This is a genomic window from Planctomycetota bacterium, assembly GCA_016872555.1.
GTDB lineage: Bacteria > Planctomycetota > Planctomycetia > Pirellulales > UBA1268 > F1-20-MAGs016.
On record VGZO01000043.1, the window covers coordinates 1 to 16,587 of the forward strand.

The following is a 16,587-nucleotide window of genomic DNA, read 5'->3' on the forward strand; positions in this document are numbered from 1 at the left end:
CTCCACGATGACGACGGAGATGACGGCGTGCGCGGGTACGCGAATCAGCGGCTTGCCGTCATGCATCATCGCCCCGCCGGCGGCCGGGTTTTTTCTTCGCCGCCTTCTTTGACGGGTTCGCAGCCGGGCGTTTTGCAGCAGGCGGCTGCTGCTCCAGCCGTTTGATTCGCTCGACCGCTCTGTCGAAGTCGCTCGTCGGCTCCGTCGCCTCGCGAACCCGAAGCGCCGCTTCGTGCTTGGCGAACTCTTGTTCGGCGTGTTGGCGGACTGCTTCCATCTCGCACGCACACATACCATGAAGGCTCACCACGACTGGAAATCAATGGTGTTCGTCGATAGCAACGGAACTGCTGCAGAAGCATCGATCACTTGCGGCGCTCTCTTCGGGGGGCTGTCGCCACGTTGTCGACCAACCTGCTGCGGTCTACCCGGGAACACACCAACTTGATGAGCTGGTTGAGCCCCCGGTATTCATCGCCCTCTGCCACCCGAATGATGGTGACGCCGGGGAGCATGTGCATGATCCGTGATTCCCGGAGCCGATCCGCCGCAATGTTTTCGGGCTTCGTGTGATGCTTTTCGTCATACTCAACGGCAATGCACAGTTCCCTGCAGAATAGATCGAGCCGATATCGGTCGACCTCGAATTGATATTCAAAGGCACATATTCCGTCGAAAGCGGCAGTCAACATTTCACGAAACTCCCGCTCCTTGACCGGAATTACTGGCAGATCCGTCGTGACGATGCCAAGCGCACGACACTCATCGAGTACTTCGTTCGTGATCGCATACTCGCGGGCTTTTACGCCAACCGCATAGACGAAGTCGAGACGATAGTGCAGCTTGTTTCGAACGACGCGCCGAGTGCCTTCCGTCTGTGCGACACGCAAGACCTTCCACGCTCCTGCCTTTGCTTCCCGAACGGCGGTGATGTGTTCGTTGGCAGTTTGCACGGCCTTTTGGAACACTTCCGCAATTTGCCTTTGTGAAAACCAGGCCGTTCCGTCAGCCACAATTACCGGCTCGGAGATGCGTGAAAGACGAATGTGCGTGGGCGGTTTGGGCATAAGGGATATCTGGTTGGGTCCGGCCCGAAGGAAATGCGTTCTCAAGCGATCGCAAGCCACTGACTAGTAGGAATGCAAATTCATTCTTCCTTGTTTTTGCGCTTTCGCTTTGCGTGATGCTTCGACGGCGTAGATTCCTGTGGCGGCTGCTGCTCCAGCCGTTTGATTCGCTCGACCGCCTTGTCGAAGTCGCTCGTCGGCTCCGTCGCCTCGCGAATGCGAATCGCCGCTTCGTGCCTCGCGAGCTCCTGCTCGGCGTGCTGGCGGGCCATCGATGCCGAAACCTTCCCGGCGTGCGTCAGGATGTTTCGCTCGTTGAACTCCAGGAACGCGTCGAGTTTGCTCACCCAGTCCGCCATGTGCATCGGCCGCTGCCGCGTCGCTTGGTCTTCGGCGTAGTCGAGGTACATCGTGACGACGCGGTTCAGGGCGGTCATCTCTTCGCGGGTCAGGTAGTTCTTCGCGATCGCGACGTCGGCCTTGCGGATCGGGCCGGCTGGGGCATTCTTCCAAGTCGTCAGCCCCATGTTGGGCTTCGTGGCGTCGGCCCGCTCCGCGATGATCTCCGCGGCGGTGCGACCGTGGATGGCCCAGTGCAGTTTGTTCTGCACCGTCGCGTAGAAGCCCTCCGTGATCGGAGCGTTTTTGTCGTAGTCGATGCTCGTCGCGTAGATGTCGGTGATCTTCTGGTAGAACCGCCGCTCGCTGGCGCGGATCGAGCGGATTCGCTCCAGCAGTTCGTCGAAATAGTCGGCCCCGAGGTTGCGACCGGCGATCAGCCGCTCGTCGTCGATTGCAAAGCCCTTCGTCAGGTACTCGCGAAGGGTGTTTGTCGCCCATTGGCGGAACTGGGTGCCCCGGGTGGAACGGACGCGGTACCCGACGGCGATGACCACGTCGAGGGAATAGTGGTCAAGAAGGCGCTCCACCCTGCGACTGCCCTCGATTTGAACTGTCAAGTATTGCTTGACGGTTGCGTCTGGCGGCAATTCGCGTTCCGCAAAGACGTTCTGGATATGCAGGCTGATGTTCTGCTTGGTCGTCTGGAAGATCGATGCCATCTGCGCCTGTGTCAGCCACAGCGTCTTGTGCTCGATCCGCAACCGAAGCCGCGCCGACCCGTCCGGCGCGGTGTAGAGCACGAGCCCCGGTGACGGGTCATCCGGTGCAGGGAGGTCGTTCGTCATCGGGAGCTGCACTCCGTTGCCCCAGGGCGACAGACTACCGCATCCAGGGGACGCCGTGGCTTCGGGAGAGCTGCCGCGCCGGGACGGCGGTCCTGGACACTCGACCGGCTGCTGCGGCGCGCGGCGGCGACGCTCGCGGTGGCGCTCGCGGTGGCGCGCTGGTGAGGGCAGGCCGCGCGCCGGCTCACGATCGCCCGTGAGCCGCCGTCAAGGTGCCCGGGATCGGCAGGCCCGTCATGGCGGGAAGTGTCGGCGCGATCGCCACGGTTTTCCAAGCAGCGGTCTTCGCGGTGAATTCGCGGGTTGATTCCGGCCGCGGCGCGGCCGCGCCGCGCGGGGCGGGTATCCGTGTTGCCACGCGATCCCCATAATCGGGCCTCGCTCGGCAGGGGCGATCGCGGGAATCGCCGCAGAGGCGAGTCGAGTCGACCGTGATCGACCGGCCGTGCCACACGAGGAGACCGGAACGTGGATGACGCAGCGCAAGGAAGGGAGTCTCGCGGCGCGATGCGGCAGACGACCACGGTCGAGCCTGTCGATGCCCTCCGCGGCGGCGGTCGGGCCGCGATCGTCCGCCTCGTCGTCGCCGAGCTCGACCGCGTCCGTCCCCAGGGCCCGGCGCTGAATGCCGGTGCGGCGCTCACCGACGTCGGCGTCGACGAGCAGCGGTTTCTCGATGCCGTCGCCCGGATCGAGGGGCGCTACCAGATGCGGTTCCGCAGCGACTGGCTCGATCGGGTCCACACCTGCGGGGACCTCGTCGATTGCATCGCCCACCACATGCTCGATGCCGCCGACGGCTCGGCCGCTCCCGCGGCCCCGCCGACCGCGGCCGACACGGCGTTCGATGCCCGCGGGCGGGCGGGAGGCGCTGCGGCTTCCCCGCGCCGGTCCGCGCCGCGCGACACGCCCGCCGTCGCGGCGGACGACCCCTTTCCCGAATGCGCCGCCCTCGAGGAACGCCTCGCGACGCTCGCGGCTGACGGCCTCGAGGACCCGTTCCGGATCCCGGTGGCTTCCGTCCACGGCCGCACCGTGCGGATCCGCGGCCGGCAGGTCGTGAACTTCACGAGTTTCGATTACCTCGGCCTCGCCGGGCATCCGGCGGTCACGCAGGCGGCGAAGCAGGCGATCGATCGCTACGGCTGCAGCGCCTCGGCCAGCCGGATGGTCGGCGGCAACAGCGTGCTCCACGACGAGCTCGATGCGGAGCTGGCGGCGTTCGTCGGCACCGAGCGCGCGGTGGTGTTTCCCTGTGGCTACGGCACCAACGGGTCGATCTTCGGGCACCTGTTCGGCCCCGAGGACCTGATCCTGTACGACGAGCTGTCGCACAATAGCATCGTCCACGGCGCGGCGGCGTCGCGCGCCGGGAAGCGGTCGTTCCGGCACAACGACCATCGCCAGCTCGACCGTCTCCTCCGCGACCTCCGCGGCCAGTACCGTCGCGTCGTCGTCGCCCTCGAGGGGGTCTACAGCATGGACGGCGACTACCCCGACCTGCCGCGGTTCATCGAGGTCAAGCGCCGTCACGACGCGCTGCTGTACGTCGACGAAGCGCATTCGCTCGGCACGATGGGGCCGGGCGGCCGCGGGATCTGCGATTTTTTTGGCTGTGATCCCGCCGACGGCGACCTGTGGATGGGCACGATCAGCAAGGCGCTCGGTGCCGGCGGCGGGTTTCTCGCCGGCAGCGAACGGCTGATCCGCTACCTCGGCTACACCACGCCGGCGTTCGTGTTCTCCACCGCCTGCTCGCCCCCCAATGCCGCCGCCGCGCTCGAGAGCCTGCGCGTCGTGCGCCGCGAGCCGTGGCGGGTGACGAGGCTGCGGGAGCGGTCGGAGCTGTTTCTCAAGCTCGCCGCCGATTGCGATCTCGACACCGGCTCGAGCGCCGATACGCCGATCGTGCCGGTGATCGTGGGCAGCTCACAGCGCGCGATCCGCGTCTCGCAGCGGCTTCTCGAGGCGGGGATCAATGCCCGGCCGATCCTCTACCCGGCGGTGCGCGAGGCGGCGGCACGGGTCAGGTTCTTCATCACCTGCGAGCACACCGAGGAGCAGATCGCCGACGCCGTGGCGACGGTCGCCGAGATCGTCCACGACACTGCACCCCGGGCCCGCTGACAGGGCGGCGTCAGCCCACCAGCTCCGTCCCGGCAAGCTCCGCCGGGACGTCGGGAGGGGTCTCGTCGGAACCGGTGAAGATCCCGTCGTGGTACCGCGGCAGGAAGCGCCGCAGGGCGTCGTCGACGACGAGGATCAGCGCCGGGAGGAGCATCAATTCGGCAACGGTCGCCGCCGCCACCGCGGCACAGGCGAGCCGGCCGAATCCCGACAGCGACGGCACCGAGCTGACCGTCACCGTCGCGAATCCGATCGCGAGCACGACGCCGCCGATGACGATCGCGTTGCCGGTCTCGGCGACGGCCCGGCGCAGGCTGCCGGCCATCGATACCCCGGCGCGGCGGTGGCGGCGGACCGCGGCGAGCACGTGGACGGTGTCGTCGACGGCGAGGCCGAGGCAGACGTTGAACACGATCACCGTGGCCGGCTCGAGCGTGGCCGCACTGGCGACGACCACCGCTCCGATCGCGGCCAGCGGAAAGACGTTGGGGACGAGGCTCACCAGCCCGACGACCGGCGAGCGGAAGGCGATCGCGAGGATCGAGCCGATCACCGCCAGCTCGAGGAGCAGGCTCGAGCCGAGGTCGCGGATCAGCTGGCGGATGTTCCGCGCCGAGACGACCGACATCCCGGCGAGTTGGAAACGCCACCCGGGGCGGTCGGCCGACAGCCGGTCGAGGCGGTCGTCGATCCGATCGTAGACACCCTCGAGCGTCCGGCTGCCGAGGTCGCGGACGCGGGCGCGGACCACGGCCGTCCGCGCGTCGGCGTCGACGAGGTCGCGGAAGTCGTCCGGGTCGAGCCGCTGACGCGTGCGCTGCGGGAGCGGTTCGACGACACTCGCCAGCGACACCGCGGGGAGGGGCTGGGGACCGTCGGCGAGCGCTTCGTGGACCGCGCCGAGCGCGGTGACGACGCCATCGTCGGTCCAGTCGAGTCCCTCCGGCCAGCGGACGAGGACGTCGACCCCCATCGCACCGCCGAAGTCGCGGTCGACCTCGACCAGCGCCCGCGACGCCGGCGCCGTGCGCGGCAGCGCGTCGACGACGCGGGTGTCGGCGTCGATGCCGCTGGCCGACCACGACAGGGCGACCAGGGCGAGGCAGCCGAGCGCCGCGACGGGCCGGGCATGGCGCATCGCGAAGGCCGCGACGACCCCGGCCGCCCGCCCCGCGGTGCGGCTCGAACGGCCGAGGCGCATCCCGTTGCAGAACCGGGTCGAGGCCAGCAGCGGGGTCACCAGGCCGACGGCGAGGAAGCTCGCCACGGCGCCGGCGGCCGCCGAGATCCCGAACGTGCGCACCGCGTCGATCCGCGCGGCGGCCAGCGATGCGAAGCCGACGGCCGTTACCAGGCTCGTGACGCCGCAGGCCACGCCGACCCGGCCGATCGCGGCGGCCGAGGCGTCGACCGGATCGACGCCGCGCCGGGCGCTGCGGCGCATGTCCTCGATGAAGTGGATCGAGTCGCAGGTCCCCACGACCAGCGCCAGCGACGGCACGACGCTGGTGAGAATGTTGATCTCGGCGCCGCACAGGCCGAGCATCCCCATCGCCCACACCGCACCGATCGTGGGGGGTACGCACGCCACCACGGTGGAGCGGAGGCTGCGGGCCACGGCCGCGGAGAGGATCACCGCCAGGCACAGCCCCGTCGTGTTGAACACGAGCATGTCGTGCCGCAGCGCCGCGGCCGCCGCATGGCGGAGCGGCGGCAGGCCGGTGAGCTCGAGGTCGAGCGGGCCGCGGGCGGCAGCGAGGCAGGCCTCGATCCGCTCGAGCACCGGCGCCGCGCGGGCCGGGGCATCCTCACCCGGAGCGAGACGGACGAGCACCAGCGTCGCCGCGGCGTCGGAGGAGAGCATGTGCCCGGCGATCAGCGGGTGACGCGTGGCGCGCTGGCGGGCGGCCTCGGCAGCTTCGGCGGACAGTGGCCCCTGGGTGCGGGGGATCACCGGCAGCAGACCGCCGGCGGCGCCCTGGCGGCGGATGTCGAGGATCGAGCGGACCTCGGCCACACCGGCGATCGCGCTCAGTTCGGCACACAGCCGGCGGATCCGGTCGAGCGCGTCAGGGGCGAACAGCTCGCCGTCGGGGACCGCGACGCGGACGATGCAGTCGCGGTCGGGCGATCCGAACCGGCCGGCGATCTCGTCGATGACTGCGAAGTCGCCGTCGCTGCCACGGAGCAGGGCCCGGAGATCGTCGTCGATCCGCAGCCGCGAGAGCCCCACGCCGGCCAGCGCCGAGCAGATCAGGACGGCGGCAAGCGCGGGAAGTCGCCATCCGCGGCCGGGGCGGAGGACGGCGGTGTCGTGGGGGTGAGGAGATGCCATTCGTCCGGATCCACGATCCACCCGCGGCAGTTGGCGGCCCCGCACCGGCACGGAATCGCGGCATCGGCCGGCCAGGCGTAGTCGATCAGCAACTCCTCGCCCGGTGCCACGTCGCGGATCGTCTGCACCCAGAGGCGGTCTTCCTCGCTCGCCCGCCCGTCGTCTTCGCACCAGTAGAAAAGCTCACAGTTGGGATCGCAACAGTGATTGAGGAACCTGAATGGCGCCGCGGGTTCGAGGAGCCGGCCACTGGGAAGCTCCATGCAATAGGTCGGATCGGGGGGATGGGCGTCGCACACCGTGCCGCGGATCTCCCCGACGACGGTGCCCGCGGCGAGCCGCCGCCGTGCGAACAAGCCGCGGCCAACGTGGGTTTGGGCGGTGCGGACGAGTCGGAGGGCGGCTTCGTCGGCCGGATTGCGGCCGGGGGCGGGGGAGCGAGGCATGCGGGGCGGGATGATGACTGGCGGGAAGGCTTGGCAGTGAGGGACAGCGTCAGCTGGAATGGCCGACCCAGCCTCGGTTCGACGCACTGTACCGGCCGATGGCCCGCAGCGACAACGGACAATGGTTGTCAGGCCGCCATCTCCGCGCGGACCTTCTCGAGGAGCTTCTTCGTCGCCCGGATTCCCTCCGGTTCCGGCAGAGCGGCTCCCTCGTACTCGACGCCGATCCAGCCGTGGTAGCCGGCGGCCATCACCAGCCGCAGCATCTTCTGGTAGTCGGTGCGGACCTCGTTGCCCGCGGCGTCGAACTCGTGGCTCTTGGCACTGACACCCTTGGCGAACGGCATCAACTCCTCGACTCCGCGGTAGCGGTCGTAGTCGTAGAAGTTGCCGAAGTCGGGAAGCGTGCCGCAGTTGGGCTTGGCCACCATCTTCATCACCCCGGCCAGCCACTCGCCGTTGCTCGACAGACCACCGTGGTTTTCCACGATCACGTTCATCCCCATCTGCGCCGCGTAGTCGGCGAGCCGCCCGAGGCCGTCGGCTGCGAGCTTCTGCTGCTCTTCGAACGAACCCTTGCTGGCAGCGTTGACGCGGATCGAGTGGCATCCCAGCCGCTTCGCCGCCTCGACCCACGGGAAGTGGTTCTCGACCGCCTTGGTCCGGGCCGCGGCGTCGGGGTTGCCGAGATCGCCGAGGCCGTCGCACATGATCAGCACGTTGGTCACGCCGGCGTCGGCGGAGCGTTTCGCCAGTTCCCCGAGGTAGGCGGTGTCCTTGGCCTTGTCCTTGAAGAACTGGTTGACGTACTCGACGCCGTCGATGCCGTAGTCCTCCTTCGCGGCCCGAGGGAAGTCGAGATTGTCGAGCTTGCCGGAAAACAGCGTCTTGTGGAGCGACCACTCGGCCAGCGAGATCTTGAACAGCGGCTGCCCGTCGGCGGGCGCGGCACGGAGCAGGCCGGGAACGACGGCCGGAGCCACGGTGGCCAGCGCGGCAGCGAGGAACCGGCGGCGTTCGGGGCGGTCGGCGGAGGGCGTGTCGTGGCAGGCAGGCATCGGAAATCTCCCGGGCGGAACGGCAGCGATCGGGGCAGGGCGACGGCGGGTGCGGAAGCGACTGGGTTCGTCCCGCGGCCACCAGCTTCCACGCAGGATAACACCTCCGTGCAGACACTGACAGGCTGCGTGGGGTGCGTGCCGGCCCCCGTGCCGGCTATGGTCCGCACTCCCTCCGCGGTATCCTCTGGAGCCGTTTCGACATCGTGGGGCGACCGTTCGCGTCCGAAGTCCGGACCGGCTTGGCGTTCCCCACCGGTCCGATCCGCCCTCACGGATAGCCCATGAGCACGCACAGCGTCGGAGCCGATGATGCCGGCTCCCCCGGGGATGACACGGTCTTCGGGCACAAGCCGGGGCTGTTCCTGCTGTTTTTCACCGAGATGTGGGAGCGGTTCAGCTACTACGGGATGCGCGCCTTGCTGGTGCTGTTTCTCGTCAGCGACATGGCCGCGGGCGGCTGGGGCTGGACGCGCCAGGAAGCCCTCGGGCTGTATGCCTGGTACACGGGGCTGGTGTACGTGACGCCCGTGCTCGGCGGCATGATCGCCGACGCGTTTCTCGGCTACCGCCGGGCCGTGCTGCTCGGTGCCCTGCTGATGACGCTCGGCCATGCGTCGATGGCGCTCGAATCACGGACGGCGTTTTATGCCGGGCTCGCGCTGTTGATCGCCGGCAACGGGTTCTTCAAGCCCAACATCTCGTCGATCGTCGGCCACCTCTACAAGGACCATCCGGCGAAGAAGGACTCGGCCTACACGATCTTCTACATGGGCATCAACGCCGGTGCGTTCCTGGGGATGCTGTTCTGCGGCTACATCGGCGAGAAGGTGTCGTGGAGCTACGGCTTCGGGCTGGCCGGGATCTTCATGTTCCTCGGAATGCTGATGTTCCAATTCGGGCAGGGGATCTTCGGCGACCTCGGCCTCGCGCCGGAGCGGCGCGACGGCACGGCAGGCAGGGATGTCGCCGAATCCGCCGACGAGGCTGCGGTCGTCAAGGACCGGTTGATCGTCATCGGCATCCTGTCGTTCGCCTCGATCTTCTTCTGGATGGCGTTCGAGCAGGCCGGTGGGTCGATGAACATCTTCGCCAAGGACTACACCAGCCGCGTCCTGACCGGTTCGGCGGCCACGACCTTCTTCTGGATCGACGCGCTATTGACGCTGATCCCGCTGGGGATCGTCACCTGGGTGCTCGTCAACCTCGTCCGCGCCACGCACGACCGGATCGCACTGTCCAACGCGTTCATCGTGCTGAGTTTCGTGATCATCTGGGGGGCGGCGATCTGGCGGCTCAACCGTGAATTCAACATGCAGTCCTACGACCTGGCCGTGACGCCGCTGGCGGCGCCCGCGGACGTAGGGGCGGGGGCGGCGGAGCCGATCGTCGCGACGATCCTCACCGAGACGCCGCTCCGCGAAGGGGAGGAGGTGTTCGTCGTCGACCTCGAGGGGAAGGGGGGGGCGGGCAAGCTCCGGATCCTCGCTCCCGCCCAGGCCGCCAACTTCGCCAGCAAGCAGGCGGCCGTGGTGAAGCGGGTCCGCGGGAACGAGATCGAGGTCACGGCGTCGTGGTTCCAGATCCTCAACTCGTTCTTCATCATCGCCCTGGCACCGTTGATCGGTCGCATCTGGGAGACGCGCTTCAACCCCTCGGCACCTGTCAAATTCGGCTTCGGCCTGATCCTCCTCGGCGTCGGCTTCGCGGCGCTGGCGCTGGCGAGCATGGGCGTTCCCAAGGGGGCCAAGACGGCGAACCTCAGCATGTCGTGGCTGGTGATCGCCTATCTGTTCCACACGCTCGGTGAGCTGTTCGTGTCGCCCGTCGGGCTGTCGTACGTGAGCAAGTTGGCGCCGGCGCGGCTGGTCGGGCTGATGTTCGGGATCTGGTTCTTCGCCTCCGCCGTCGCCAACTACGCCGCCGGGATCACCGGCGGAATGATCGACGCGATCTCGGAGAAGTACGGCCTGTCGGTGTTCTTCCTCATCTACACGGCGATCCCTGTCGTCGCCGGGTTGGTGCTGATCGCCCTGTCGAAGGGGATCCGCCGGATGATGCATGGGATCGGCTGAGTCGTCGACAGCGGCGACGGCCCGGGCAGCTGCCGGTGCCCTGGTCGTCACGATCGACCGGCTGCCGGCCTGGATCCTGCCCGCGTACGGTTCGACGTGGGTGGCGACGCCGGCCCTCGACGGCCTCGCCGCCAGCGGGCTCGTCTTCGATCGGCTCTTCGCCACGACGACCGTCGCGGGTGCCACGCTCGCGGCGCTCGCCGCCGGCGGTGGGCTCGCCGAGGTCGCTTCGCGGCTCGCCGACGGGCTGGTGGTGATCACCGACGACGATTCCGCGCTGGCGCCGGCGCTGGCCGCCGCCGGCCGGGTGACCGTCGTACCGCTGCCGCGGCGGCGGCGCGTGGCGGCGAGCGTTGAGGAGACGGCGCTCGGATGCCTCGCCGCCGCGGCGACAACCGCGCTGCGGAGCGTGGCGCGGGGCTGTGTGTGGTGCCATGCGACGAGCCTCGGCCGGGTGTGGGACGCGCCGGAGGGGTTCCGCGACGCGTTCGTCGATCCCGACGATCCGCCGCCGCCGGCCGGCGCCGAGGTTCCGGCGTTCGCCGTCACCGCCGCCACCGATCCCGACGATCTGGTCGGCATCCGCCAACTGTTCGCCGGACAGGTGTCGCTTCTCGACCACTGCCTGGCGAACCTGCTGGCGGCGGTGCCGCCCGACTGGGCCGTGCTCGTGTGTGGGATCCGCGGGATGGCGCTGGGCCTCCACGGCGCGGTCGGCCCGCGCGAGATCGAGACTCCCGACGGCGGCATCGTGCACCTCCCGGCGATCCTCCGCGCACCGGCGGTGGCCGACGCGGCGCAGCGAGAGCGGGGACTCGTCATTCCGGCCGACCTCGGCGCGACGCTGGCGGCGCTTCTCGGCGGGCCGTCGAGCCTTCCGGGGACGCCCTGGCTCGGCCACGACCTCGGTTCGATGCTCGCCGGTGATGCACCGCCGCCGCGGGACCGGGTGGTGGTCGCCGGGCCCGGCGGAGGGGCAGTCGTCACCGACGCCTGGTCGATGCACGTCGCCCGGACGACGGACAGCGGGATACCCGCGGCGCGCCGGCTGTATGCCCAGCCCGACGATTTTTTCAGGATCTGCGACGTCGCCGACCGCTCGCCGCAGGTTGCCGAGGAGCTCGCAGCGCTGGTTTCGTCGGTCGGGGAAGGCGTGGTGGACGGGGCGGACGAGGCGGCCGCGGATGCCTGGTTACGTCCGCTCTCGCCGGCGGCCCGGGAGCCGGCAACCTGAGGGGCGGCCGAAACGGCTCTTCTCCGCCGTTCCCCTCGTGGCTATCCTCCCGCCCCCTCCGGGTGCTCCCGCCACCCGCAGCACGCCGGCCGTGACGGTGGTCTCGCGGGAGACACGCCGGTCGCGCGGTTGCCGGCCGGTGCCGGGTCGTCTCCATGCCCTGTCCCCTCCGCCAGCGACGTTCGTTCCGTGGGGACCGCCCCGGCCGGTGCCGCGCGCTCCCGGCCGTCGCCAAACTGCTCGCCGCCCTGACCGCGCTGGCTCCGGCGAGCGCCGACGAGCCCGGCGCCGTCGGGCCGCCGGTGACGGTGCGGATCACGTGGGGCGGGGGCCGACCACGTGGCTGGAGCGGCACCGTGCGCGTGCTCGCCCCGACGGGGCAGGTGCTCCCGCTGCCGGCGTGGCGGCCGCTCGCCGCCGATCCCGAGGCGGTGGCGCGGATTCACCCCCGAGACGGTCACCTGCAGGTCGTTGCCGGCGGCGAACGCGTCGTGCTCGACGGCATCGAGATCGCGATCCCCGACTGGGCCACGGCGCGGATCGAGGTCGCGCTGGCGGCCGACGGCGCCGCCACCCCGGTCACCACCACGGTCGCGGTCTCCGACCTGCTCGGCAGCCCGGCGCTCGAGCCGCTCGACGCCGAAGCCAACCGGCTGTCACTGGAGCGCGCTGGTGGGGACGAGCTCCGCGTCGTCTTCCCCGCGCCAGGACCCGTGCCCGACGCGCCGCTGCCGACGTTACGCCGGCCGGGCGACACCGTCCGGTTCGAGGTCCACCCGCTGCTCGCCGGCCGGCCCGCCGGGAGCACATCGGTCGAGCTCCGGGCCCGGGTGGTGGCCAGTGACGACGGCGAGTCGCACGCCACCCAGGCCGTGCTCCTCCGCGAGATTGCCGCCGACGGGGCCCGGGCGTTCGAACCGGTGCCGGTGGAGCTCGCGCTGCCGGTCCGCGAGGGGGCCTACGACATCGTCCTCGAGGTGGTGGAGCGGTCCGGGCTGCGCTGGTCGCGCCCGATCGCGACGCGGACGGTGCAGTGTGTCGCGGTTTCGACCGCGGCGCCGGTGTCGCCGATCGCTGAGTGGAAGAAGGTCTGCGAGGTCGACCCGGGCAGTCCCCGGCTCCTCGAGCGGCTGCGCCGGTTGCCGGGCGTCAAGGTGCCGGCCGTGGTGCCCGCCAATCTCCCGCTGGCCGGCGGCGCGATGGGGCGTGTGCCGCTGCCTTCGCTGCCGGTGCCGCTGCCGAAGCTGCCGGCGGTCGGCGAGATGGTGCCGAAGTTCACCGGCCTCCTGGCAGTCGGGGATTCGACGCTGGTGCCGCATCCCGCCGGTGCCATGCTCAGCTTGCCTCCGGCGCCGGGCGCGGGGCAGGTGTCGTGGGAGGGGATCGCCGTCGCCGGTCTCCAGCCGGCGCATCCGCACGTCGTCGAGGTCGAGTACCCGATCGACCAGGATGCGATGGTCGGGATCACCGTCCTCGAGCAGGTGGGCAGCGAGGTCCGTGCGACCGCCGCCGGCGGATTCGTCGTCGAGCGCCCGCTCGCGACGCGCTCGCACCCGGTCGCCGAGGGGATCGCCACGCATCGGTTCGTGTTCTGGCCACACACCCGCGCCGGCGTGGTCGTGCTCTCCAACGCCGCACAGCGGACACCGCTCCACATCGGCCGGGTCCGTGTCCTCTCCGGTCCGCAGCGGCTCCCGCCGGCTCCGTCGGCAGGCGCGGGGGAAGCGCGGCGCACGTTGCTCGCGTTCCTTGCCGAGCCCGACTTCGAGCGCTTCGGGGGAGTGCGGCGCGTCGATGGTGCGACCGGGCGTGGCGTCGACGACTGGCACGGTCTGCTCGTCGGATGCCGGTCGTTGGCGGAGTGGCTCGCCGCGCAGGGGGCCGACGGCGCCGTGGTCACCGTGGCCGCCGACGGCGGGGCCGTCTGGCCGTCGGCGACGCTCGGCACCGCCCCGCGCTGGGACGGCGGGGGCTCGTTCAACGGCCGGCTCGACCCGGTGCCGAAGGACGCGCTGGCGCTGGCCTGCCGGCTGTTCGCCCGCGAACGCCTCCGGTTGGTTCCCGCGATCGCCGGCACGGGGCCGCTGCCGGTGATCGAGGCGCTGCTTGCCGAAGGGGCCGGGGATCCCACCGGCCTGGTGTGCGTCGGTGCCGACGGGCGGCCGCGGCGCGGGCCCGGAGTCGCCGGGCGATACAACATCCTCGATCCCCGGGTCCAGGACGCCTGTGCCGAGGTCGTCGGCGAACTGGCCGCGCGGCTCCGTGGCGAACCGGCGGTCGAAGGCCTGGCGCTGGTGATGCCGCACGACGGCTGGCTGCACCTCCCGGGAGTCGCCACTGCCCTCGACGACGCGACGTTCCGTCGGTTCCTCGCCGCGGCTGGTCCTGTCGCGGCGGGCCTCGAGCCTGTCGCCGCGCCGGGACCGGAGCGGTTCGCACGGCGGGCGGCGCTGGTCGAGGGTCCGCTCCGCGAGCCGTGGCTGGAGTGGCGTGCCGCCGAGGTCGCCCGATTCCATCACCGCCTCGCCGACATCGTCCGCAGCGTCGACCCCGACTGGACGCTCACCCTCGTGCCGACGACGCTGTTCAGTGCCGGCGACCTGGCGGCACGATTCCGCGCGCTCGTGTCGACCGCCGCGGCCGAAGGCGACCTGGCCCGTGAGGCGGGACTCGACCTGGCGCGGCTGGCGGCCCACGGCTCGATCGTCGTCGGCATTCCTCACGTGACCGCGGCGACGGCCGACATCGTCGAGGCCGGCATCGTCGAGCGGGCCAACCGCGCCGTCGCCCCGGGGCCGCCGGCGGCACGGCGCGCCGCGGTCCTCGTCTCCCAGCCGCGTTCCCTCGACCTCGGCACCGCCGTCCAGCACATGCCGCTCCGGGGCGATGCACCGGAGTCGATCGACTGCCGTGCCGTCCTCGCGGGCGCCGCGGCGCGGCGCCCGTCGGCAGCCGTGTTTGCCGGTGGGGACGTGGTGCTCGTGATCGACGAGTCGCTCTCCACCGTGTCGGCCGACGAGATCCAGTCCCGCACCCGGCGCGCCCGCGCCGCGCTGCCGGCGGTGCCGATGACGGCGATCCCGCGCGCCGCGGCGCCGCTGGCGGCGTTCGCCGGTGCCGCCGATGACGCGACCTGGGTGAGCCTCGTCAACCGCTGCGGTGAGCCGTGCACGGCGCAGCTGGTCGCGGCGGAGACGGTGCCCTCCGCCGACGAGCCGGCGACCGGCGCGGCGCTGGCGTCCGACGGTCGGTCGCTCGCCGTGCCCCTCGCACCGTGGGAGGAGCGCACGGTGCTGTTCGCCGGCCCCGTCCGCTTCGACCGCGTCGATGCCCTGCTCGACCCGGTCGTGGCCGGCGTCGTCGACGACCTCGTCGCCGGACTGCGACGGCGCCGCGCCGTCCTCGAGACGCCGCTCCCGCTGCCGGTCCTCGACAACCCCGCGTTCGAGCAACCCGAGTTGGGTGACCGGGTCGCGGGCTGGGAGCTGCTCGAACCGCAACGCGGCACGCTCCGCGGCGTCGCTCCCGGCGCCGGTGGCGAAGGCCGTGCCGCCGAGTTCGCCACCGTCACCGGCCTGGCCACGCTCCGCAGCAATCCCTTTCCGGCGCCGGCCACCGGGCGGATCAGCGTCGCCGTCTGGCTGCGGATCCCCACCGAGTCGACGCAGCCGCCGCTGCGGATCGCCCTCGAGGGTCTCGAAGGGGGGCGCGAGTACTACCGCTTCGCCCCGGTCGGGATGGCACCCGGGGCGATGCCGCTGTCGCGGTCGTGGTCGCAGTTCGTGCTCCAGGTCGACGACCTGCCCACGGCAGGATTGGAGTCGCTCCGCGTCCGGCTCGATCTCCTCGGCCCCGGGGCAGTCGAGATCGACGACGTGCGCGTCTTCGATCTGGCGTTCGACGAGTCGCAGCGCGTGCAGATCACCAAGCTGCTGGCGCTCGTCGACCACCATCGCGGCGAGACCGATCTCGGGCGCTGCCTACTCGAGCTCGACGAGCCCTGGGCTCGGTTCCTGCTGGCCTTCGTCGTGCCCGCCGCCGAACCGCCCGTCGCGGGTGCGGTGCCGGCCGGCCCGGCAGCACCCGGTCCGGGAACGACGGGAACCCCGCGGCCCAAGGAACGGACCGCCCGGCAGCCCGCGCCGGCCGGGATCATCGACCGCTTCCGCCAGTGGTGGCAGTGACCGACCGAGGCCGCCACGGGGCGCGCACGCCGAGCGTCAGCCCGGCGGCCAGCCGAGCGCACGACCGCCGAGGAGGTGGACATGGAGATGGTCCACCGACTGGCCGCCGTCGCGGCCGCAGTTGACGACCAGGCGGTAGCCGTGGGCGAGCCCGAGCCGGGCGGCGATCTGCGTGGCGACGACCACCAGATGACCGACCAGCGCCGCATCGCCGGGCCCGAGGTCGGACAGTGCGCGGATCGGCCGCTTCGGGATCACGAGCACGTGGACGGGGGCGTGCGGCGCGACGTCGTGGAACGCGAGGCAGGAGTCGTCGTCGTGCTCGATCCGGGCGGGGATCTCGCCGCGGATGATCTTCCCGAACACCGTGTCGGCCATGGTGGGCTCCGGAGCGCCGGGGAGGACTCAGCCGGCCGGATCGGGCGTGGGCTCCGATCCGGCGTCGGGGGTCGTCGCGGCGCCGCGCCGCACGCGCCGGCGCGGCGGGCGGGGCAGGGCCCACTCTTTGGTGATCGCCTCGAAGACGTCGGGGGTCTCGTAGCGGACGACGTCGCGCCCCTCCGGCATCGGCCCGACGAGTTTGCGGAACACCGGGGCCCCGCGGAGGTCGAGGTCGACGCTGCAATCGTCGGTGCCGACCTGGAGGTGGCTCCGCTGGATCCCCTCGGCGGAGTCGAAGTCGCGGATCACGAGGCTGCCATCGGTGGCGCGGGTGACGAGCCGCCAGGTGCGTTTGGGCATGGCACGGACCTCGGGGTGGGACGGCGGGCGGCCATCGCCGGCCACCTCACCTCCGAGCATCGACCGGGTGCGGACCCCGGCTGGAGCGGTTGCCGCCCCCGCCGCGCGATCGGTGCGACGGCGTCCGGCGGCA

The 16,587-nt window shown here is 71.0% G+C and carries 12 protein-coding genes; 4 read left to right on the forward strand and 8 right to left on the reverse strand.

Going from position 1 to position 16,587, the window contains the following annotated elements:
* Positions 1 to 58: 58 nt before the first annotated feature.
* The 3 genes from FJ309_13355 to FJ309_13365 form a co-directional block, all read right to left on the reverse strand.
* Positions 59 to 277 carry a hypothetical protein gene (locus FJ309_13355; GenBank protein ID MBM3955578.1) on the reverse strand — a complete coding sequence of 73 codons (219 nt, stop codon included), beginning with the start codon at positions 275 to 277 and terminating at the stop codon, positions 59 to 61.
* A gap of 88 nt (positions 278 to 365) precedes the next feature.
* Positions 366 to 1,067, reverse strand: coding sequence for a hypothetical protein (locus tag FJ309_13360; GenBank protein ID MBM3955579.1), 702 nt, complete (start codon positions 1,065 to 1,067; stop codon positions 366 to 368).
* 80 nt (positions 1,068 to 1,147) lie between these two features.
* Positions 1,148 to 2,254, reverse strand: a complete 1,107-nt coding sequence (locus FJ309_13365) for a virulence RhuM family protein (protein MBM3955580.1) — start codon at positions 2,252 to 2,254, stop codon at positions 1,148 to 1,150.
* 507 nt (positions 2,255 to 2,761) lie between these two features.
* Here FJ309_13365 and FJ309_13370 point away from each other — a divergent pair.
* Complete coding sequence (locus tag FJ309_13370) at positions 2,762 to 4,381, forward strand: aminotransferase class I/II-fold pyridoxal phosphate-dependent enzyme (protein MBM3955581.1); 1,620 nt, start codon at positions 2,762 to 2,764, stop codon at positions 4,379 to 4,381.
* A gap of 10 nt (positions 4,382 to 4,391) precedes the next feature.
* On the opposite strand, the gene FJ309_13375 is transcribed toward FJ309_13370, so the two are convergent.
* From FJ309_13375 to FJ309_13385, 3 genes are all read right to left on the reverse strand, one after another.
* Positions 4,392 to 6,716 (reverse strand): hypothetical protein, encoded by a 2,325-nt coding sequence (locus FJ309_13375; GenBank protein ID MBM3955582.1) that lies wholly within the window; start codon positions 6,714 to 6,716, stop codon positions 4,392 to 4,394.
* Positions 6,635 to 7,162, reverse strand: coding sequence for an SET domain-containing protein-lysine N-methyltransferase (locus FJ309_13380; protein MBM3955583.1), 528 nt, complete (start codon positions 7,160 to 7,162; stop codon positions 6,635 to 6,637). Before FJ309_13380 ends, FJ309_13375 begins: the two co-directional genes overlap by 82 nt.
* A 128-nt stretch (positions 7,163 to 7,290) precedes the next feature.
* Complete coding sequence (locus FJ309_13385; GenBank protein ID MBM3955584.1) at positions 7,291 to 8,220, reverse strand: sugar phosphate isomerase/epimerase; 930 nt, start codon at positions 8,218 to 8,220, stop codon at positions 7,291 to 7,293.
* A 284-nt stretch (positions 8,221 to 8,504) separates the two neighbouring features.
* Here FJ309_13385 and FJ309_13390 point away from each other — a divergent pair, with 284 nt between their 5' ends.
* The 3 genes from FJ309_13390 to FJ309_13400 all read left to right on the forward strand — a co-directional run bounded on the left by FJ309_13390 (position 8,505) and on the right by FJ309_13400 (position 15,713).
* A complete protein-coding gene (locus FJ309_13390) occupies positions 8,505 to 10,295 on the forward strand; it encodes a peptide MFS transporter (GenBank protein ID MBM3955585.1) in 1,791 nt (596 codons plus the stop codon).
* Entirely contained in the window at positions 10,282 to 11,529 is a 1,248-nt protein-coding gene (locus FJ309_13395) for a hypothetical protein (GenBank protein MBM3955586.1), read from the forward strand. Before FJ309_13390 ends, FJ309_13395 begins: the two co-directional genes overlap by 14 nt.
* Before the next feature lie 155 nt (positions 11,530 to 11,684).
* Positions 11,685 to 15,713 carry a hypothetical protein gene (locus FJ309_13400; GenBank protein MBM3955587.1) on the forward strand — a complete coding sequence of 1,343 codons (4,029 nt, stop codon included), beginning with the start codon at positions 11,685 to 11,687 and terminating at the stop codon, positions 15,711 to 15,713.
* Positions 15,714 to 15,749: 36 nt separating this feature from the next.
* Here the strand turns inward: FJ309_13400 and FJ309_13405 are convergent, their stop codons facing one another.
* Positions 15,750 to 16,091: a histidine triad nucleotide-binding protein gene (locus FJ309_13405; protein MBM3955588.1), complete on the reverse strand. Its 342-nt coding sequence runs from the start codon at positions 16,089 to 16,091 to the stop codon at positions 15,750 to 15,752.
* Positions 16,092 to 16,118: 27 nt separating this feature from the next.
* On the reverse strand, positions 16,119 to 16,454 hold the full coding sequence (locus FJ309_13410) for a hypothetical protein (protein ID MBM3955589.1): 336 nt from the start codon (positions 16,452 to 16,454) through the stop codon (positions 16,119 to 16,121).
* Between the last annotated feature and the right edge of the window lie 133 nt (positions 16,455 to 16,587).